General features: G+C 58.7%; 15 protein-coding genes. 6 read left to right on the top strand and 9 right to left on the bottom strand.

The genetic code is table 11. The features are described from left to right. Window positions 1–994: 994 nt before the first annotated feature. The 6 genes from DWB63_RS13000 to aprB all read right to left on the bottom strand — a co-directional run bounded on the left by DWB63_RS13000 (window position 995) and on the right by aprB (window position 9,223). Complete coding sequence (locus DWB63_RS13000; protein WP_128329276.1) at window positions 995–1,651, bottom strand: hypothetical protein; 657 nt, start codon at window positions 1,649–1,651, stop codon at window positions 995–997. A 50-nt stretch (window positions 1,652–1,701) separates the two neighbouring features. After that, window positions 1,702–2,967, bottom strand: coding sequence for a quinone-interacting membrane-bound oxidoreductase complex subunit QmoC (gene qmoC / locus DWB63_RS12995; protein WP_128329275.1), 1,266 nt, complete (start codon window positions 2,965–2,967; stop codon window positions 1,702–1,704). Window positions 2,968–2,977: 10 nt separating this feature from the next. Next, complete coding sequence (locus DWB63_RS12990; protein ID WP_128329274.1) at window positions 2,978–5,257, bottom strand: hydrogenase iron-sulfur subunit; 2,280 nt, start codon at window positions 5,255–5,257, stop codon at window positions 2,978–2,980. Between the two features lie 3 nt (window positions 5,258–5,260). After that, window positions 5,261–6,541: a CoB--CoM heterodisulfide reductase iron-sulfur subunit A family protein gene (locus DWB63_RS12985; protein WP_277749742.1), complete on the bottom strand. Its 1,281-nt coding sequence runs from the start codon at window positions 6,539–6,541 to the stop codon at window positions 5,261–5,263. A gap of 118 nt (window positions 6,542–6,659) precedes the next feature. Beyond that, window positions 6,660–8,657, bottom strand: a complete 1,998-nt coding sequence (aprA, locus tag DWB63_RS12980) for an adenylyl-sulfate reductase subunit alpha (protein ID WP_128329272.1) — start codon at window positions 8,655–8,657, stop codon at window positions 6,660–6,662. 65 nt (window positions 8,658–8,722) lie between these two features. Continuing rightward, window positions 8,723–9,223 (bottom strand): adenylyl-sulfate reductase subunit beta, encoded by a 501-nt coding sequence (gene aprB / locus DWB63_RS12975; RefSeq protein WP_128329271.1) that lies wholly within the window; start codon window positions 9,221–9,223, stop codon window positions 8,723–8,725. A gap of 613 nt (window positions 9,224–9,836) precedes the next feature. Here aprB and sat point away from each other — a divergent pair. Further along, window positions 9,837–11,123, top strand: coding sequence for a sulfate adenylyltransferase (sat, locus tag DWB63_RS12970; protein ID WP_128329270.1), 1,287 nt, complete (start codon window positions 9,837–9,839; stop codon window positions 11,121–11,123). Window positions 11,124–11,457: 334 nt separating this feature from the next. After that, the gene (locus DWB63_RS12965; protein ID WP_128329281.1) at window positions 11,458–12,300 is read left to right on the top strand and encodes a DMT family transporter; all 843 of its coding nucleotides are present in this window, start codon (window positions 11,458–11,460) and stop codon (window positions 12,298–12,300) included. Between the two features lie 106 nt (window positions 12,301–12,406). Here DWB63_RS12965 and DWB63_RS12960 read toward each other — a convergent pair whose 3' ends face one another. Next, window positions 12,407–12,844 carry a glycine zipper domain-containing protein gene (locus tag DWB63_RS12960; RefSeq protein WP_128329269.1) on the bottom strand — a complete coding sequence of 146 codons (438 nt, stop codon included), beginning with the start codon at window positions 12,842–12,844 and terminating at the stop codon, window positions 12,407–12,409. 304 nt (window positions 12,845–13,148) lie between these two features. Here DWB63_RS12960 and DWB63_RS12955 point away from each other — a divergent pair, with 304 nt between their 5' ends. The 4 genes from DWB63_RS12955 to DWB63_RS12940 all read left to right on the top strand — a co-directional run bounded on the left by DWB63_RS12955 (window position 13,149) and on the right by DWB63_RS12940 (window position 19,339). Further along, a complete protein-coding gene (locus tag DWB63_RS12955) occupies window positions 13,149–15,035 on the top strand; it encodes a chorismate mutase (RefSeq protein WP_128329268.1) in 1,887 nt (628 codons plus the stop codon). Continuing rightward, on the top strand, window positions 15,004–15,309 hold the full coding sequence (locus tag DWB63_RS12950; RefSeq protein ID WP_128329267.1) for a hypothetical protein: 306 nt from the start codon (window positions 15,004–15,006) through the stop codon (window positions 15,307–15,309). The genes DWB63_RS12955 and DWB63_RS12950 overlap by 32 nt, the downstream gene beginning before the upstream one ends. A 139-nt stretch (window positions 15,310–15,448) precedes the next feature. Then, entirely contained in the window at window positions 15,449–17,371 is a 1,923-nt protein-coding gene (locus DWB63_RS12945; protein WP_128329266.1) for an aconitate hydratase, read from the top strand. 66 nt (window positions 17,372–17,437) lie between these two features. Beyond that, on the top strand, window positions 17,438–19,339 hold the full coding sequence (locus DWB63_RS12940; RefSeq protein WP_128329265.1) for a SurA N-terminal domain-containing protein: 1,902 nt from the start codon (window positions 17,438–17,440) through the stop codon (window positions 19,337–19,339). A gap of 168 nt (window positions 19,340–19,507) precedes the next feature. On the opposite strand, the gene DWB63_RS12935 is transcribed toward DWB63_RS12940, so the two are convergent. Together DWB63_RS12935 and DWB63_RS12930 are read right to left on the bottom strand one after the other, a co-directional pair. Continuing rightward, the gene (locus DWB63_RS12935) at window positions 19,508–20,074 is read right to left on the bottom strand and encodes a class I SAM-dependent methyltransferase (RefSeq protein ID WP_128329264.1); all 567 of its coding nucleotides are present in this window, start codon (window positions 20,072–20,074) and stop codon (window positions 19,508–19,510) included. Window positions 20,075–20,156: 82 nt separating this feature from the next. Next, on the bottom strand, window positions 20,157–21,479 hold the full coding sequence (locus DWB63_RS12930) for a trypsin-like peptidase domain-containing protein (protein WP_128329263.1): 1,323 nt from the start codon (window positions 21,477–21,479) through the stop codon (window positions 20,157–20,159).

Genomic DNA, 21,479 nt, shown 5'->3' with positions numbered 1-21,479 from the left:
CCCCTCCTCTTCCGAAACTTTGTGTAGCCCGCCGTTGGCGGGAAGAAATTGGTACTTCATTTTCAAACACACACTAGCGGATATTTACTCACAGACAATATTGTAGTACAAATATTTTATTACCATAACAGGAGATTTTGAGTGGGTGTCCTATTAACCGCTATGCTGATTGGCCTCATCCCCGCCTTCATTGCTCGTTCCAAAGGCAGGTCCATGGGTGCTTGGTGGATTTATGGAACTCTTCTGTTCATCATCGCTCTACCGCACTCAATCTTCATGAAAAATTACAGTACAATTAATGGTAAGCCAAACATTCGTCCTTGTGGCAATCCAGAATGCCACCGATTCCTAACAGGTGATCAGACAGAATGCTGGTGTGGATGGCACACATCTCTGCCTTCCGAACGGACACCCGCTCGCGACGAAGATGAATTTGCGACATGCCTTAAGTGCGGTCACAATCAATACGCTCACTTGCGAATATGCCAAGAATGCCGCTACGACAGGCAACTTGATCCCCAAAAGCTATACTCCAATGAAAGGGAATGCCCTTTCTGCGCTGAATTAATCAAGAAAAAGGCCGTCAAGTGCAAGCATTGCGGTTCAGAAATAGAGCCCTTTCCCGAAGCAGTCCCTCCTCAACCCCCAGAACCCGAATCATTGGGTAACGAAGTGTTGGATGCTCGCGCTCGACTCGCCGCCAATGCAAAAAAACCTAGGTGATCAACCCAAAGGCGCTCCATCTTTGGGGCGTCCCCGCCCCAAACAGCGGCTCTCTTCCCCCGACCCCCTGAGGCTTGGAAGAGTGGGTCAGATGTGCATTTTCCGAGGGGTCGGCAGACCGCAGCGTAGTCCCTCTACGTGAGGATCTGACGGCCCCTCGGAAAATGTGCAGATGGCCCGCTATCCCAAGCCGCCACTCCCGGATTCTGAACAAATAAAAAAGGCCCTGCGCCGAAGCGCAGGGCCTTTTTTATTTGTTCAGAATCCGGGACTACCAGGTGTCGCCGCCGAATGCATCTCCGCCCAAGCCAAAATCGGCTTCGGGTTCGCCGCCGACCTGCGGGCCGGAGGACATGCCTGCGTCGGCAGGTGCGGCAGCGCCGTCACCGGCAACACCGGCAACCACGACGCCCTGGCTCTTGACCTTGTCGACTTCCGCCATCAGGTCGTTGAGCTTCTTGGTCATCTCGTCGAGCTTGGAAGAGGCCACGGCGACTTTCTGTTCGCCGGCAGCATTCTGTGCGTCGATGGTTTTGACCTTGGCTTCCAGGGGACTGATCTTGGCAGCCAGTTCAGCCTTCTCGGCAGTCAGTTTTTCAACTTCGGCCTTGAGGGCGGCGTTGTCAGCCTTCATGGCGGCCAGGATGTTCAGGACAGCCTGGGCGCGGACAGCCTCACCTTCGGGCAGGGCTTCGATCTTGACCTGGTTGCCCAGCTTGGCGATGTCGCCTTCAGCGTAGGCGGTCAGACCGGGTTCCTGTTCGTAGATCCAGGCCTTGGACAGAGCCTGCGCCACCGGAGCGACGTCAGCGTCCAGAGTTTCAGCCTGGGTGATGTAAGCCAGCATATCGAGCTGAGTCTGGTCAGCGGCTTCGCCGCGCAGAACAGACACGAAAGCGTTCATTGGGAATACCTTTGCTTCAGCCATGTGATGCCTCCTTAACTAAGTAAGCTTCTATTGTATGTTCACCCAGGCGACTATTTGTCGGCGCCCATGGGGATGCGGCCAATCTTCTTGGCATAGGACAGAGCCACAGTACGGTATACCAGGTGGCCCAGCTTGGACCACGGCAGGTATGCGAGCATCATGAACACAGCGATCAGATGCACGTAGTAGATCGGGTAAGCCAGGATTGCCACGTCGAGAACGCGGAACACCAAGGCGCCGATACCGGTCAGGAAGATGGTCCAAATCAGGGTGATCAGGTACCAGTCATACCAGCTGGAGGACTGCTTGGCCTGATCCAGGTTCACACGACGTTTGGTCAGGGCCATGAGACCGTAGACACCCAGGCCCGCGCCAACCAGGGCGAGAAGCTTGATCGGGTGATAGAACGGCATGGGGGTGTGACCGATGGCGGAGACAATGTTTCCAAGGCTGTGGAAGCCCAGGAAGTTCAAGGCCCAGCCACCCCAGTGACCGGCAGCGACCACGCCGGTGACGATCATCAGGGCGATAAAGGCAAACATCAGCCAGCGGTGGCCGGTGGCGCGTTTGATGTCCAGTTCGTCGGCATCTTCGTCGTTGCAATCCAGGAACTGGGTGTGCTGCAGGATCTCGTACTTGACCGTGTCGATCAGGCAGGAGATGAAGCAGGGCTCATTCTTGCGGCCCACGATGAAGGTCTTGGGCTGTGCATCAAAAGCCTTGAGCATGTTGCGGACGCCTGCAAAGAAGCCCCACAGCATGAACAGGAACACCAGTATGAAGACCGGGTCGATGGTATAGTCGCCGGGGAACAGGCCGCCAAAGGCAATGATGCCGTCCGCAGCGGGTTTCCAGGCGTGATCCACGAACTCGAACCTGGGCAGGAAGGAACCGAGCTTGCCTGCCATGATGACCCAGATGAGCCCGTAGAGGAGCGCCGGAACGGCGGCCAGGGGCAGCATCCCGCTGGAGCTGGACATCAGCTTGCCGATGATCGGCAGCGGAGCCAGGTTGCGGTAGGCCATGTTGCGCAGGGCGGACAAAAGGTCGCCCGGCTTGGCGCCACGGGGGCAAAGGTCGGAACAGGTGCCGCAGTTGTGGCACAGCCAGATGTCGATATCGTTAACCAGGCGATCCTTGAGGCCCCACTGAGCCCAGACCATCTCTTTGCGAGGGTACGGGTTGTCAGCCGGGGACAGGGGACACACGACCGAGCATGTGGCGCACTGGTAGCATTTTTTCAGGGAGTCGCCGCCTACGGCCTGCAACTCTTTCACGAACTTAAGGTCCGGTTGTACCTTGACGGTATTAGACATGCCGTACCTCCTAGTAACCCTTGAACGGGTTGGGGCCAAAGTTTGTGACGATGTTATCGACAAACTCGTCGATCATGGCCGGAACCTGATCGTACATGTCGATAGAAACCTCGTACTGCTCAACACGCTCAGGCTCGACACCGAGACGTCCGAGGGACTCAGCAATGTTTTCCTTGCGGCGGTTGCACAGTTCCGAGCCCTTGACGAAGTGACACTGATAGTCGTCACCGAACTTGCAGCCGAGCATCATCACGCCGTCAACACCCTTGGACATGGCGTCAGCCACCCAGATGGCGTTGACCGAACCGAGACAACGGACGGGCAGGAAGCGGACATACGGGGACCAGGACTTGCCGCGCATGGCAGCCATATCCAGGGCCGGGTAGGCGTCGTTCTCGCAGACCAGGACGATGATGCGGGGACCGCCTGCTTCCAGGGTGTCGGGAACCTTGACTTCCTTGATGGCCTGACCGATCTGGTTGATGCCGTAGTTGGAGAAGGAGATGACGCGTTCCGGACAGGCACCCATGCAGGTACCGCAACGGCGGCAGCGGGTGGGGTTCGGAAGCGGCGTACCCTTCTCGTCATCATCCAGGGCGCCGAACGGGCATTCCTCGGTGCAGCGTTTGCACTGGGTGCAGCGCATGAAGTTGAACTCGGGGAAGCTCAGGTCGCCGGAGCGGGGATGCACGGACATGCCCCGGTTGGCGGATTCGATGCACTGGATGGCTTTCAGCGTGGCACCGGCTGCATCCTCTGCGGCAAGACCGAGGCCCATGGGCTGACGCACGCAACCGGCGGCGTAGACGCCCGTGCGGCGGGTCTCGTAGGGGAAGCAGATGTAGTTGGAATCGGCAAACCCGTCGAACAGCTCAAGGTCCGGGAAAGCCGGGCCCTGGCGGTAGACGAAGTTCATGACCGGGTCGGAAGCGGTGGTCGGGACAATGGCGGTCGGTACGACGACCATGTCGGCAACCAGCTCGACGTCGGCACCCAACAGGGTGTTCTTGGCCTTGATGACCACGGCGGAACCGGCCTGGGATACTTCCGTAACCGTGCCCTTGGTCAGCATGACGCCCGGATCATCCTGGGCTGCCTGATAGTATTTCTCGTTGATGCCGGGGACCATCATGTGATCGTAGATCACGTAGGCCACGGCGTCGGGTGCGAGTTCGCGCACGTAGTTGGCCTGCTTCAAAGCGATCAGGGAGGTCAACTCGGAGCTGTAGGCCAGATGCTTGGCGGATTCCTTGTCTTCGTACGTGAAGACTTCGCATTCCTCGTCCGCGCCTTCCTTGGTATCATCACAGGGCAGGTCTTCAGGGGCATCGCAGGCTTCGCCGCAGGCACCGTACTCGACGCCCTTCATGAGCAGGGAAGTATCGACGATGAAGGCCACGGAAGACGGGGTCTTGCCTTCAGCGGTCTTGATGCCGCCGTTGGCAGCCATCTTCTCGAGCTCGGCAGTGGTAACCACGTTCTTGATGGAACCGTAGCCCAGGGGAGCCAGGAACTTGGCGTTGCCCGGCACCCAGCCGGAAGCCATGACCACGGCGCCGATCTCGTACTCGGCACCACCGACAGTCGCCTTGTACTGAGCCGGAGCACCGGCCAGGGCCTCAACCGTAGATCCGGTGACGACCTTGATCTTGTCGTTGGCCTCGACCTTGGAAATCAGGTCGGCCACGTCGATCAGCTGTTCGCGGTCACTGTAGGGAGCGCCCAGCGGGAAGGACTTGTACATGTCGGCAGCCTTGCCGCCAAGTTTCTCGTCCTTCTCGACCAAGACCACGGAGTAGCCGAGGCTGGCTGCGTTCAGGGCCGCATTCAGGCCGGTATAACCGCCGCCCACGACCATTATTGTCTTGAAGACATTGGGCAGTTCCGGTGTGGGGATCCTGCTGTTGATCAGTTTGATGATTCCCATGTTGCAGTAATCCTTGGCGATGACTTCCATCTGACCAGGGAACTGGGGATCTTCCTGGTAGGACCACACGCACTGCTCACGCAGAGACACGCGTTCCACCTGGACTTTGTCGCCGAACTTGAACACGTCCCACTTGGCGCGGGGGGAACAGGCGCAGCACACCACGCCGTCCAGTCCGTTTTCAGCGATGTCGGCCTCTATCATGGCCTTGCCTTCCGGGCTGCAAAGCACCGGATTGGATTTGGCCACGGCAACACTGGCGGAGTGTTTGCCGCTGGCAGTGAAAGCTGCCAGCGCGTCAACATCGATGTTGGCACCGATGTCGCAACCGCCACAGATATATACTCCAAGCTTTTCAGCCATTGGTTACCTCCCTACCACGGTTTGAATCGCCTTCAGCGCGGCAGCAGTGCCGGACTGGGCGGTCTTCATGACGTCAAGGGGCTGCTTGGCGCAACCGGCAGCGATGATGCCTTCGCCGTCAATGACAAAACCGTCAGCGTCGATGGAGCCGGCCGGAACCTGAAGACCAGCGATGCTGGGCTCCATGCCGGTGGCCAGAACGACCATGTCGTACTTCTCGTCGGTTTTGATACCGGTGAGCGCATTTTCGACAGTGAGAATCGGGTTGCCATTTGCGTCCTCGACGATGTCTGCGACCTTACCCTTGACCAGGCTGAGTTTGTCGTCAGTCTCGGTGATGGACTTGAACTTGTCATAACGACCGGGGGTGCGCAGATCAATATAGTAGATCGTGGCGCTGGCGTCGGAACGTTCCCGGATGTAGCGGACATGCTTGAGTGATGCCATGCAGCAGATGTAGGAGCAGTAGTTCAAATGATTCTGATCACGGGAACCGGCACACTGGACAAAGGCGATCTTCTTGGGCTCTGCGCCGTCGGAAGGCCGCTGGATTTTGCCGTTGGTGGGACCGTTCGGCGCACACAAACGCTCAAACTGCATATTGGTGACCACGTTTTTCAACGTGCCGCCGCCAAGATTGGTCAGCTTTTTGATGTCGTACGGCTTCCATCCGGTGGCCACGACAATGGCGCCCACGGCCAAGTCGATGGTCTTGGGAGCATCGTCCAGGTTCACGGCATCGTACGGGCAGGCGTCCTTGATGGCGGCCAACTCTGATTCGGATGCGTTCTGGGCGTCGACAACGTAGCGCATGGGAAACATGAAAGGATGGGTCTTGTACGCCAGGCTGCGTGAGCCGGTGCCAAAATCGAATTCGGATTCGACTTTCTTGGACGTGGCTTTCTCACACTCGCCGCAGGCTGTACATTTTTCGTTCACGAAGCGGGGACGCTGCGTGATCTTCACGTCGTAGTTGCCGGCGGAACCGGAAACGGACGCTACATCGGCCATGGTGATGACCTTGACGTTAGGGTTGTTTTTGATGCGCTGGAACTGAATCTCCAAACCACAGGACGGAGGGCACAGCTTGGGGAAATACTGATTCAGCTGTGCAACCCGACCCCCGATGTAGGGATTGGTTTCAACGATGTACACCTCGTAGCCGATTTCGGCAGCTTCGAGGGCGGCGGTGATTCCTGCGAACCCCCCGCCTACAACGAGAATACTATTATTCGACATTCTCTTAACTCCTCCCGAATAAAGTTGAGGCTCAAGCCAAAAAATGGCCTAAATCAGGACCGGGAGCCCGTTCCCGGCCCGGATTCAGACCATTTTAGCCCCGGAATCTTAAAAGTGTCCGCGGGCCGGGGGCCCGCGGACACGGGATGATCATTACCTAAGCTTAGGCGTCGGGGATGATCTTGACGTAAGGCTTCTTGAAGATAGTCGTCACGCCGGTGGCCGGATCGTAGGTGGAGTTACAGAAGCACTTCCACTTGGAATCGTCCAGGCCCATGAAGTCGCCGCGGTAGTAGAAGCCCGGGTAACGGGATTCTTCGCGGAACTCGATGTGCTGCATGTGCAGGCGGACGGTCCAGAGGCGGTGGAACTGTTCCCAGCAGCGCATCAGTTCGTGGAGGTCACGAGCTGCCAGCTTGTGGGAGTCTTCTTCCATCATGCCGAGCAGCCAGAAACCGGTGTTCAGCAGAGCCTTGGAGGTCATGTACAGGGTAGCAACACCACCACCGTATTCATCGGTGCACTTAACAAGGCGCATCATGAAGTTGTGGGGAGTGATGTAAGCGGGGTTGACAACAGGATCGGTGGAACCGTTCTTGTTGGCTTCGTAGGTGTACCAGGGCTGGTAGATCTCTTTGGCGAGGTCAGCAGCGGTTTCCTTCAGAGTGGGGGTGAAGTCCTTGTGGTCGACAACCCAACGGACCATCTGCTTGCCGACGATGCGGCCTTCAGCATGGGAACCGGAGGAGAACTTGTGACCGGAGGCGCCGACACCATCAGCACAGGACCAGAGGCCGTTGACGGTGGTCATACGGTTGTAGACCTTGCCGTTGTCAGCTCTGACCTTGTAGGATTCGGGAACCCATTCTTCATCCGGGCCGGAGCACCAGATACCGCAGCAACCGGAGTGGGAGCCGAGGAGGTAAGGTTCGGTGGGCATGATCTCGGAACCGCGATCCTCAGGAGCGCAGTTGGTGGCAGCCCACAGGTTGGCCTGGCCAACACACATGTCGAGGAAGTCTTCCCAAGCCTCAGACTCGAGGTGCTTCCATTCGGGACCGGACAGGTCGCCGCCGACGGTGTTCAGCAGGGCAGTCTTGGTGTCCATGAAGATCGGGCCGCGGCCTTCACGCATTTCACGGAGCATCATGTGGTTACGCAGGCAGGTGGGGATGATGTGACCCTTGGCGTAGCCGCGATCCTCGTAAGGCTTCAGCATGGCGCGGTTGGTCTCGCAGTAATCTTCACCCTTGTAGTTGGTGGCTTTGGCCTTGAAGAGGAGGAACCATGCGCCGACCGGACCGTAACCGTCTTTGAAACGGGCGGGGACGAAGCGGTTTTCCATCATGGTCATTTCGCCGCCAACTTGGGCAACCATGGTATAGGTGGAACCTGCGTTCCAAACGGGGTACCAAGCGCGACCCATGCCCTCACCAGTGGAGCGGGGACGGTACACGTTAACAGCACCACCACAAGCGACAACAGCGGCGTTGCACTTGTACAGGTAGACTTTATTCTCACGAGTGGAGAAACCGACAGCGCCGGCGATGCGGTTGGGCTGATTGGCGTCCAGCAGCATCTTTACGATGAACACGCGCTCAACGTAGCGGTCTTCACCAATGGCGTTCTTGGCGGCTTCAGCAACGATGCACTTGTAGGACTCACCGTTGATCATGATCTGCCAGCGGCCGGAACGAACCGGAGCGTCGCCGTTGCGGATGGCCAGGCCTTCTGCCTTGGCTTTGGCGCCGTCGAGGTTCTTGCCGTCTTTCTTGACCCAAATGGGGAGGCCCCATTCTTCGAAGAGGTGGACGGAATCATCAACGTGGCGGCCCAGGTCGAAGATCAAGTCTTCGCGGACGATGCCCATCAGGTCGGTACGGACCATGCGGACGTAATCGTCGACATCGTTGTCGCCGCAGTAGGTGTTGATGGCGGACAGACCCTGTGCAACAGCACCACCGCGTTCGATGGCAGCTTTGTCCACGAGTTCCAGGGTGATGGAAGGATCAACTTTCTGGATCCAGCGCATGGCTTCAAAAGCGGCACCGCAGTTACCCATGCCGCCGCCGACCATCAGGATATCAACGCTTTTTTCGATGATTTCCGGCTCGGCGAGAGCAACACCTTTGGAAGCTTCTTTCATAGGAAGCAGAGGCATAATATTACTCCTAGTATTTAACGTGATTCAAGCAGTCTAATCAGACAAAAAAACGCGAACCGGCACTAGACCAGGTTGGCGTAGTCTTCCATCTTCCACTCTTTCTTCAGGTCAGCTTCAGTAACTGGAGCTTCTTCCATGGCGGTAGCCTTCGGGGCGACCAGCTCGGTTTCGGTGAACAGGAGTTCGGATTCCAGATCGCCGGGTTCGGGCTTGCCTTCGAAGGGCTTGATGGAGCCTTCAGCAGTGGTACGGATGGGGAACTTGAAGCGTTTCACGCTGCCATTACGGAATTTGATGGTCCACATGATATCTTCAGCGGAGCGCATCGGGATGGAGGTACCACCCATGGGGGCGAAGTCGGCGTACGGGCGGGCTTCAATAGCGCCCTGGGGGCAAATCTTCACGCAGGAATAACATTCCCAGCACGCAGACGGTTCCTGGTTGTAAGCCTTCATTTCGGCGGGATCCAGGATCATCAGATCGTTAGGGCAAATGTACATGCAAGCGGTCTTTTCGCCACCCTTGCAGCCGTCACATTTTTCCGGGTTAACAAAGGTCGGCATAACTTCTCCTCCTAAATAGGGTTTTATTATTCACAATAACCGACATCCTCTACCTAAACAAAAATCGCCTCCCGACAAGCGGGCGGAATTTGGGAATTAGCAAGACGGAACAACCTTGTCAACGTGAAAGTGAATTTTTGAACAAGCGTATTTCGCCAAGCCTGGCTCTGGCTTCTGGGGCACTGTCCGCAAACCTAATGCCTATCCTCATTCCCACCCGAAAAGGCTGGCTGACGTCGCAGTGAGTGTTCCCATCTTAAACTTCCCAATTTTTAGTGCAAACAAACAGGCAATTGCAAGTCTTTTTTCCCCTGGAACAACCGAATAAAACCCTGCCCTGCAACTAGTTGGAATAGCGGCATTAATCCCTGGCTTTGCTGTTGATTTCTCTAGACTTTTTTATGACAAAGTCTATGGCGTCAAACTGCCGCCCAATACAATAAATTTGTAAGGTGATCGCCGGAAAAAACCGCTTGACACGACTTTCACAAACGTACAATAAAGGCGAACCCTCGATATGGGAAATAATCATGGTTTATAAGCGGCTGAATCGGCACGCCATGAATTTAAGGCTATGGAATGAATGAGAAAACATTTTTTTTAGGAGGCTTAAATGTCTAACCTCGTAGCACCTCACGGTGGAAAAGGTCTCGTCTGTTGCCTGCTCAAAGGCGCTGAGCTCGAAGCTGAAATCAAAAAGGCCGCTGGCCTCAAGACTCTCGACATCTCCGATCGCGCCAAAGGCGACCTGATCATGATGGGCATCGGCGGTTTCTCTCCGCTGAACGGCTTCATGAACAAGGCCGACTGGGCCGGCGTTTGTGAAAAGTTCCTGATGGCCGATGGCACCTTCTGGCCCATCCCGGTCACTCTGGACACCAATGACGAAGACGTCAAGGTCGGTGACGAAGTCGCTCTGAAGGCCAAAGACGGCACCGTCTACGCCACCATGAAGATCGAAGAAAAATACGAGATGACCGAAGCCGACAAGAAGTGGGAATGCGAACTCGTCTACAAGGGCGAAGGCGAAGACTCCGCTGACGACAAGTTCTGGACCGTTGCCATGGAAGATCATCCCGGCGTCCAGATGGTCATGGCCCAGGGCAAGTACAACCTGGCCGGCCCGGTCAAGGTCCTGTCCGAAGGCGACTACGCCAAGCGTTTCCCCGGTGTCTACCTGACCCCCGCCCAGATCCGTGCCGAGATGGAAAAGCGTGGCTGGTCCAACGTTGCCGCCCTGCAGCTGCGTAACCCCATGCACCGCTCCCACGAATACCTGGCCAAGATCGCTGTCGAAGTTTGCGACGGCGTCGTGATCCACTCCCTGATCGGCAACCTGAAGCCCGGCGACATCCCGGGTGACGTCCGCATCGAGTGCATCCAGATCCTGATCGACAACTACTTCGTTCCCGAGAACGTCATCAACGCCGGTTACCCCCTGGACATGCGTTATGCCGGTCCCCGCGAAGGCCTCATCCACGCCACCTTCCGTCAGAACTACGGCATCAACAACATGCTGATCGGTCGTGACCACGCTGGCGTCGGTGACTTCTACGGCCTGTTCGAGGCTCAGGACATCTTCAAGAAGATCCCCTACCAGGACGGCTGCACCGCCGAGCCCGGCAAGGCCCTGCTCTGCCGCAACATGAACATCGACTGGACCTTCTACTGCTACAAGTGCGACGGCATGGCTTCCATGCGCACTTGCCCGCACACCAAGGAAGACCGCGTCATCCTGTCCGGCACCAAGCTGCGTAAGGCCCTGTCCGATGGCGAAGACGTCGTCGATCACTTTGGTCGTGACGAAGTCCTCGTCCGCCTGCGCGCCTACTACGCAAGCCTGACCGAAAAGGTCGAGGTCAAGATGCAGAAGGCCGCTTCCGGCTCCGCAATGAAATAGTTTGCTGCCGGTCGGCTTTAGCTGACCATTCCAAGGGGAGGTTGCTCACGCAGCCTCCCCTTTTCATGTGTCAGATGAAGGCTGCCGGACCCGGCTTGGGAAAGCGGCACATCTGCACATTTTTCGGGCTTTGCCCAATCCTCACCGTAGCCAGGCTACGCCTCCGGTTGGGCTGCGTCCGAGAAAATGCACATCTGCACCACTCTCCCAAGCCTCGCGCCGACGGAGAGGAAGAGCCGCTGTTTGGGGCGTGCCGCCCCAAAGTCGCTTGCGTAAGGAGTAAGGAATATTCGTGGTTGATTTCGTTGTGCTTTTGCCGCAAGAAATAGATCGTATGACCGACAAGACCAAAGCCATATTGCTCATGGCGGCCACAGCACTCATCTGGAGTTCCGGGGGGCTGGCCATCAAGCTTATCGAGTGGAACCCCATGGCCATTACCGGGGTTCGCAGCGGATTGGCAGCCCTTACCCTGGCTGTGCTTTTCCGCAAGCGGCTGCATTTTTGCTTTTCGCCCATCCAGTGGGGGGCGGCCATTGGGTATGCCGGGCTGCTCATCACCAATGTGGTGGCCACCAAGCTGACCACTTCGGCCAATGCCATCCTGCTGGCCTATACCGCGCCGGTCTATGTGGCCCTGCTCGCGCCGTGGCTGCTCAAGGAAAAGACGCGCAAAAGCGACTGGGTGTTCATCGGGGTGACCGTGGGCGGCATGACCCTTTTCTTCCTGGACAGGCTCTCACCCTCCGGCCTTTGGGGCAATATCATCGCCATGGGCACGGGCCTGTCCTATGCCGTCTTTACCCTGTGCATGCGGGCGCAAAAAGACGCATCCCCCGTGGAATCGGTCATCATGGGGCATGTCCTGACCGCCCTGTGCGGCCTGCCGTTCATGTTCGATGCGCTGCCTTCAGCCGAAAGCTGGATGGGATTGCTCTATCTCGGGATCCTGCAACAGGGCGTTTCGCTCGTCCTGTATACCTGGGCCATCAAGCGGCTCGGTGCGCTCGAGGCCATCCTCATCATGATGCTGGAGCCGATCTTCAACCCGATTTTCGTGGCCGTGGGCTACGGAGAATTCCCCGGTCTGTGGGCCGTTGCCGGCGGCGTGACCGTCATCGGGGCCGTGACCCTGCGGGGCGTACTCGGTGCGCTCCGGCGGCCCCCTGCTCTGTAGAAACCGCTTTATTTTCGCCGCTCGCAAAAAAAGGGGAGCCGCCAATGTAAATCGCGGCTCCCCTTGTAGAGACAGTAAAACGAAAGGACTGTTCGTTCAGGCAAAACTATTGCTTGAGATGCCAGACGCCCTTGTCGTCACGCCAAGCCTTGGCCATGATGGATTCGCCGTCCTTCTCGTCCTTGATGACCACATCCCGGTAGACCTTGTTCTCTTCCATGTAGGGAGGGCTGGGCGTGGCGGAATAGTTGGCTCCGGTGTCCGGGTTGGTCCAGGCGGTCGACTGGTTGGACTTGCCGGTTTCAAGGGTCTTCTGAACCTGCTGTTCGTCGTGCTTTTCCCATTCGTTGCCCACGATGTAGCCCATGAGTACGCCGACACCGGCACCAACGGCTGCACCGAGCAGTTTGTTGTTGAAAGTCAGGGCACCGATGGTTGCTCCGGCCAGGCCGCCGACCGTCGCACTCTGCTGGGCCTTACCCGCACAACCGTATCCGGCGGCGAGAAAACACACCAACAATGCTGCAATCAAAATCTTTTTCATTGTGATCCTCCATTCTATTTCAAGAGGTTGGTTTCACGGATGTGTCCGTAAGGAATCAAATTTCATGGGCCATGCCTCTGTCCGAGCAGGTGGTCCGACCACTGTTCGATCCAGCAACACGCTTCTGTATAATCTGCATCTTCCGGCGGAACTTGTCCAGTCCCGACATGCTAAGTGATTCGCAGCAAAAAACCGCCACAGACGACAGATACCCAGTGCTTGCATATCGCGCTCTTTCGGGCTAGAGAAGCCTTTCCCTGTTTTTACGGGGAACCATATCATTTATAAGGAAGACGGAAAGACTATGATCAAGATCCGCAAAGACGACAGCAGTGGTCCCTCCTCGGACCGCCCGCGCAAAGATACCCGCGACTCCGGTCGCCCTCCGCGCGACAGCAATCGTGACACCTCCCGAAGCAGCGACGGACCGAGCCGTCCCCGCCGCGACGACAGCCGCGACACCTCCCGAAACAGCGACAGACCGAACCGCCCGCAACGCGAAGACAGCCGTGGACCGCGCAAATTCGAAAAGCGTGGCGGCAACCGTGACGGCCGCGACTTCTTCGGACGCAAACCCGAAAGGCCTGTCCAGGATGAAGACGCCCCGGGCAAGTCCGACTTGGTTGCCGGGCACCGCTATACCGATATTTCCGACATCGACGGCCAGATTCTGGGCCTGCTGGAAAAGCGGGCGTTCCTCATCCGCAAGGAAGGCGCATGGCGCAAATCCCGCCAGAAATCCCTGGTCGATCCCAAGCTGGAGAAATTGCTGCGCGGCTCCTTTGACCAGATGGCCGGAGATGCCGGCCTGGACGCCAAACTCTCCAAGCAGCTCTTCACACTGCTCAACCAGTTCTCCCTGGCCGACATTCGCCAGAAATTCGAAGGCGAAGGCTACAAGCTCGCCCCGCGCGTGGATCACATCAAGGCCGGCATCGCCGGTCCCCGGTCCTTCCGCTACACCCGCATGATGCTGGCCATGGCCGCCAGTTCCGGCACGCAGATAAAACTGGCCCCGGTGACCATGAACGCCCCGAACAAGGACCTGGCCAAGGCCCTGAAGCAGGTGGGCGCGCCCATCACCTGGGACGACGACTGGATCAGGAATGAAGGTGGCAAGACCCTGGAATTCGAAGGCAACATGGCTTTCGTGGGTGAAGATCCCTTCAACTTCTACATGCTGCTCTGTCTGGCCCTGGGCCATGCGGGCCGCTGCAAGTTTACCGGCAAACCGGCCCTGCAACTTCTCGACGCCTCCGCCCTGAACAAGGTGCTGCCTTCCCTGGGCGCACGCCTGGTACCCATGAACCCGAACAACCCCGGCCTGCCCGTCCGGCTCGAATGCGGCGGATTCATGGACGAAGCCGTGACCCTGCCCGGCTCCCTGGACCCGGACTTTGCAGCCGCCCTGACCCTGGCGGCCTGGTCCTTCCCCGGCGGATTGACCATACAGGGATTGACCAGCGATGCCCGCGACAGGGTGGCCGAAGCCGTCGAAGTGCTCACCGCCTGCGGCATCACCGCCAAGCTGGAAAAGGATTCGGTCACGGTATCCGACGGTGTCCCGACCATGGACCACAATCCGAGACTGCCCCTGTCCGTGCGCCTGAACTCCCTGCTCATGGCCCTGCCGATTTTAAGCGGCGGCAGCATCAACATCGAAGGTTCCTGGCCCAAAAACGACCAGGCGGACCGCGTACTCGCACAGCTCAAGGCGCTCGGCCTCAGGGTCGACGTGGCCACAGAGAACGTCTTTGCCACCATGGAAGGCGAACTGCCTGAATCCGCCGACATCACCCTGGGCAACTCCCCGGACTTCATGCCCCTGGCCCTGGCCCTGGCCCTGAAGATCGGCAACGCCCGGATTTCCGGCGCGGACAACGACGTGGCCGTGGAGCTGCTCGACCGCCTGGGCGCAAGCTACGAATTGGCGGACGACGTGATCGAGCTCAAGGCAGGCACCTTCCAGTGGGACGGCACATGGTTCAGCCCGGACCCGATCTGGTCCATGGGGTGCGCCCTTGCCGCCTACTCCGTGCCTGGCGGCATCGTGCTGGAAAACCATGGCGAGGTGACTGCAACCTGGCCCGAATTCTGGAACTTCTACAACTCCCTGCCCACCGGCGTGATGAAACCCAAGCCGGTAAGAGAGATAAAAGATGACTCACGCAAAAGAATCAAAATCCGATAAGACACGGCTCAGTAACGACGTCCCCACCCTGGAGGCGGAGGCTGCAGCCTTGACCCTGGAACGCGACAAGACCAAGCTGGCGGTACGCCAGCTCATGGAAGCCGAAGACCCCAAGAACGGCATCTACCATCACGAGGAAATCTTCCGGTTGCAGCAGGACAAACTGCGGTTGGATGTGGAAATCAAATTCCGCACCAACAAGATCAACCGGATCAACCTCGGTATTGCCGAACTGGATACTGCCGACGGTATCAAAAACGGTTTCCTGTTCTGATCCGAAACAGGACGGACACCTTGTAGGAAGAGGAATTCCCCCGCCTGGAACATGCGTGACCGGGAGTTGAGAGACCCGGACGGTTCCATCCGCACAGGCGGTTTTGAGAGAGACCCTATTGCGTATTTGAGGAGAAAGCATGGGCAAGAACATCACCCGAAAGATCATTGAAAAGCACCTCGTTTCCGGCGAAATGGTTCCCGGCAAAGAGGTGGGGCTGCGCATCGACCAGACCCTGACACAGGACGCCACCGGCACCATGGCCTGGCTGCAGTTCGAAGCCATCGGCATAGGCCGGGTGCGCACGGACCTGTCCGTCAGCTACGTGGACCACAACACGTTGCAGATGGGTTTTCGCAACCCCGACGATCACCGCTATCTCCGCACCGTGGCCGCCAAATCCGGCGCAGTCTTTTCCCCTGCCGGAACCGGCATCTGCCACCAACTGCATCTGGAGAACTTCGCCAAGCCCGGCGCAACCCTGATCGGCTCGGACTCCCACACGCCCACTGCAGGCGGCATCGGGTCCATGGCCATGGGCGCGGGCGGCCTGTCCGTGGCGCTGGCCATGGCCGGAGAAGCCTACTTCATTCCCATGCCCCAAGTGGTCAAGGTGGAGCTGACCGGTGAACTGACCGGATGGGCCCAGGGCAAGGATGTCATCCTGGAACTGCTGCGCCGACTGACCGTCAAGGGCGGCGTGGGCAAGGTCTTCGAATACGCCGGTCCCGGCGTGGCAGCACTCTCGGTGCCGGACCGCGCCACCATCACCAACATGGGTGCCGAACTGGGCGCCACCACCTCCATTTTCCCGTCCGATGAACGGACCAGGGATTTCCTGGCCAAGATGGGCCGTGCGGACGACTGGACCGAACTGGTGGCCGACGCCGATGCCGAATACGACGACGTCATCACCATCAACCTGTCCGAGCTGGAGCCCATGGTGGCCCAGCCGCACATGCCGGACCAGGTGTGCAAGGTCAAGGACCTGGCGGGCAAGAAGATCGATCAGTGCGCCATCGGCTCCTGCACCAACTCCTCTTACTCGGACATGAAGAACACCGCCCAGATTCTGTCCGGGAAAAAGACCCCGCCCGAAACCGACCTGCTCATTTCCCCCGGCTCCAAGCAGGTGCTCAAGATGCTGGCCCGCGAAGGGCTGATCGAGCCCCTGCTGGATGCGGGCGCGCGCCTGCTCGAATGTTCCTGCGGCCCGTGCATCGGCATGGGCGGCTCCCCGGTCTCGGCCGGTGTTTCGGTACGCACCTTCAACCGCAATTTCGAAGGCCGGTCCGGCACCCAGGACGGCCAGGTCTATCTGGCCTCGGCCCAGACCGCTGCCCGTCTCGCCCTTGACGGCGAGTTCACCGATCCCGCCACATGGGGTCCGGCTCCGGAGCGCGTGCATTTGCCCGAGGAAGTGCCTTCCATTCGCGACCTGTTCGTCTTTCCGACCAAAGATGCCGGGGCTGTTGAAGTCCTGCGCGGACCCAATATCGTGGCCCTGGAAGATTTCGACGCCCTGCCCAAGACCGTCGAGGCCAAGGTGCTGCTCAAGGTGGGGGACAACATCACCACCGACCACATCCTGCCCGCCGGCGCCCAGATCACGGCCCTGCGCTCCAACATCCCGGCCATCAGCCAGTACATCTTCAGCCGCGTGGACGAGGGGTTCGTGGGCCGGATGACGGAACACGGCAAAGGCGTCATCCTGGGCGGCGAGAACTACGGCCAGGGCTCCAGCCGCGAACACGCGGCCCTCGGCCCGCGCCACCTCGGCGTCAAGGCAGTGATCGTCAAATCCCTGGCCCGCATCCACCGGGCCAATCTGGTCAACTTCGGCATCCTGCCGCTGCTGCTGGTGAATCCGGCCGACTACGACAAGCTGTCCGAAGGGGCCGACCTGACCATCCCTGCAGGGGACATCACTCCCGGCGGCACTGTCGACATTCTCACCGGCGCTGGCGTAGCCATCCCGGTCATAAATGATTTGACCAAAAAGGAACTGGAGATTATCCAGGCAGGTGGCCTCCTTAACGCCGTCAGGCAAGGCCAAGAGTAACACAGGCATGGTGTTGCCTCTCCACAAAGGGAAGGCAGCCTGTCCAATACAGCTATCGGAGCAGAAATGTTAGAGATAATGCGTGAAAACGCGTCCGGCTGGATCGTCAAGATTCTTTTTGCCGTCATCATCGTCGTCTTTGTCTTTGCCTTCGGCATGTCAGGACTGAGCAACACGGGAGACCCGGTCCTGGTTTCGGTGAATGATCAGATCGTCACCCGAGCGGAATTCGACCAGGCTTACCAGCGCATGGTCGAGTCCATTGGGCGCTCCAACCCGAACGTCTCCCAGGCCCAGCTCAAGACGCCGCAATTCAAGCAGATGGTCATAGGCGAACTGATCAGCCAGAAGTTGCTTCTGGCCGAAGCCGCCAAGCTCGGCATTGCCGCCTCGGACAAGGAAGTCTTCGCTGGCATTGCGGCCCAGCCCATGTTCAAGAACGACAACGGTGCGTTCGACAAGAACGTCTACCAGGCTGTCCTCAAGCAGATCCACATGACCCCGGCCCAGTTCGAGGCCGACTACAAGCAGGAACTGACCATCGAGAAGGTCAAAATGGCCGCGACCGCCTCTGCCCAGGTTTCTCCCGAACAGGCCCGCCATATCTTTGATTGGGTCGGCGAACAGGTTCGTATCGACTACATCGAAATCACCCCCGCCGACTTCCGCAACGAAATTACCGTCAGTGACGATGAAGTGGCCGCCTATTTCCAGGCCAACGAAGACCGGTTCATGATTCCGGCCCGAGTCACCCTGCGATACATTCCCTTCACTCCCGCCGCCCTGGCCGAATACCAGAACGTGACGGATGAGGAGATCGCAGCCTACTACGCAGCCAACCAGGCATCCCTGCAACAACCGGAACAGGTCCATGCCCGCCACATCCTGGTGATGGTCAAGGATTCCGACCCGGATTCCGTCAAGGAAAACGCCAAGAAAAAGATAGAGAAAGTGCTCAAGAAGGCCCAGGCCGGTGAGGATTTCGCAGCCCTGGCCGTCGAATATTCCGAAGGCCCCAGCGGACCCCGCGGCGGCGACCTCGGCGTGTTCGGACGCGGCGCCATGGTCCCCGAATTTGAAGAGGTTGCCTTTGCCCTGAACAAGGGCGAGATTTCCGGCCTGGTCAAGACCCAGTTCGGCTGGCACATCATCAAGGTTGAGGATCGCACGGAAGCCTCTGCCAAGACCCTGGAAGATGCCAGGGACGAGCTCAAGGCCCAGATCGCCCAGGAAAAGGCTTCCGAGAAAGTCACCGAACTGCTCGACCAGGCCATGGACCGTCTGGTTTCCGGCATGACCATCGACGAAATCGCCGCCGAGGTCGGCCTCAAGGCCGTGACCACCGAGCCGATGCCCACCCAGTTCCTTGCCCAATCCTTTGGTTTAACCGCGGACGCAGCCAATGCCATTGAGACCCTGGCTCCGGGCGCTGTCCAGCAGACCCCGGCAGCCATCAACGGCGGCTACATGCTCGTGGAAAAGGTGTCCGACACTCCGCCCACCCTCATGGAACTTGACCTGGTCAAACCGACCATCGTCAACACCATCAAGGGCCAGAAAGGCGCTGTAATGGCCGAAAAAGAGGCCGAGAAAATCCTGGCTGCCCTGACCGGTCCGGACAGCGCTGCCGCAGCAAAGACCTACGCGTCCCGCATCAAGACCTCCGAACCCTTTGACCGTCAGGGCAACATACCGAATCTGGGCCAGAGCACCCCCCTGACCACGGCCGCGTTCGAGGCCAAGGACACGAGCTGGATGGAACTGGTCTACACCCTGTCCGGCGGCATCGTTGTCGCGGCACGCCTGAACGAACACATTCCTGCCTCTGACGAGACATGGAAGGAACAGAAAGAATACTGGATCGAACAGGCAAACAAGAACTACCAGCAGGAAAACCTGGCTGCATTCATGGATGACCTCAGCAAGAACGCCGAGATCGACATTGCCAGGCCCGACCTGTTGCAGTAGACGACTTGAGATAAACGACATAAACCCGGCTGCTCCATTTGGAGCAGCCGGGTTTATTTATGCCCTGAGCATACATCATCGCATATCTTCACTTTGCCAAAGCATCTTGGACGCTCGAACGCAAACGGCAGCTCTCCCCAAACCGCATGCCCTGCGATCGAAAGCCCCCTACCCCGGCATCCGCACCATGGCATAGAAACCCTGGGAATGATGCCCGTGCATGGTCTCGTACACGGTTTCTTCAAAGAGGAGAGTGTGGAAGCCGGAGAAGAGCGCCTCCATGTGGTTGCGGTCGTGATGACGCACTATGCCGCCGTCCGGCAGGTCGAAGATGCCGTAGATGCCGTGCTTCTCCTGGCCTTCCTGATACCGGTCGAGGTTGCGCTTGTCGCGGTTGAGCAGAAAATCGTTGACGTAGAGCAGACCGCCGGGACAGAGCACGCGCTTGAGCTCAAGCAGGGCCTCGGCCTGGCCCCGGGTTTCCGGCATGCAGGTCAGCACGCCGAGCATGATGGCCGCGTCAAAGACGTTGTCTTCATAGGGCAACGGGCCGCCGGGGTAGACGGCCAGGTCAAGCTCGGGATGCTCAGCCCGGCCTCGCTCGATCAGGGATGGGGAAAAATCGATGCCGGTCAGCTCGGTGTACCCGCCTGCGCTCAACTCAGCCAAAGTCCGGCCATAGCCGCAGCCGAAATCAAGGATACGGGCATTCTTGGGGACGTATTGCGAAAACACATCCAGCCTGAACGGAGTGGTGAAGGTCTTGGCCGCACACGCGTCGGTCCAATATCGTCGTTGGTCCCGGATGGCTCTGCTCCTAGATTGTCAGTCTGACGGTGTAGAGGTTGCGCCCACGCTGGACGCGCATCATGACGGTCTGCTGCATGCGGTTGCGCAAAAAGGCGTTGAGCAGGTCAATGCCCGACGTCAGGCTGCGGTTGCCGATCTGGTGGATGATGTCGCCGCGCTGCAACCCGAGCTTGGCGGCGGCGGAGCCGGCCACCACCAGAGTCACCTCGGCGCCGGTTCCACTGGGACGATCTGCCAGTTCAAAACCCCAGCGCGTGCGGACCAGATCCAGGGCCATGCCCTTGTCCAGCACCTGGGGCCGCAAGGAATGCCTGGACTGCTTTCCGTCGTGCAGGACGCCCAGATTCAGGGATTCGGACTTGGTCATGCTGTACAGCCTGGTCAGGTAATCGGTCTTGTTGTCCACGGTCTGCCCGTTCAGGGACAGGACAATATCACCGGGCTTGATACCGGCCCCGGCAGCAGGGGTTCCGGGATAGACCTCGCTCACGAGCATCCCCTTGAGGCTCTTGAGATTGAAATACCGGGCCGCAGCCTGATCAATGTCCTGACCGAACATGCCCAGCCAGATGGGCGCGACATGGCCGGAGTCGAGGAGTTCGGCAATGACGTGCTTGGCCTTGTTGATGGGAATGGCGAACCCGATGCCCTCTGCCCGGGCCTGGATGGCGGTGTTGATGCCGATGAGTTCACCGTTGATGTTCAGAAGCGGGCCGCCGGAATTGCCGGGATTGATGGCCGCATCGGTCTGGATGAAGCTCCCGTAAGCGCCCTTGTCGGTCTTCATGGGCCGATTCAGGGCGGAAACAACGCCGGTGGTCACGGTATGGGAGTACCCGAACGGGTTGCCGATGGCGATGACGGTCTCTCCGATGTAGATGTCGCCGGAATCGCCCATGGAGACCTGGGGCAGGCCCGAAGCGTTGGTGAGTTTGAGCACGGCCAGGTCAAAATCCGAATCCGAACCGACCAGTTCGGCCCGGAACTCCCGACCGTCATTGAGGCGGACCAGGATGTCGCCGCCCGATGAGACCACATGGGCGTTGGTCAGCACCAGGGCCTTGTCGCCGTCGATGATGACGCCGGACCCCAGGCTCTGGGTCTGCTTTTGCTGCTGTCCGTAAAATTCCTTGAAGAACTGGTCGAAAAAAGGATCGCCAAAGGGAGAACGTCCTCCTGCCTGGGATTTCACGGTCACCGTGATGTTCACCACCGACGGACTGACCGCTTCCACAGCCATGACCACCGGGGTACGCCGATGGTCGGCATGGACAGGAGCGGCTGCCAGGAGCAGTGCGGCGAGAGCGAGGAGGAGTGAAAGCTGTTTCAT

Origin of the sequence: Pseudodesulfovibrio sp. S3 (assembly GCF_004025585.1) — a bacterium.
In the GTDB taxonomy this organism is placed as follows: domain Bacteria; phylum Desulfobacterota; class Desulfovibrionia; order Desulfovibrionales; family Desulfovibrionaceae; genus Pseudodesulfovibrio.
Note: the sequence above shows the minus strand (reverse complement) of the source record. Positions and strands in the feature narration are given on the sequence as shown.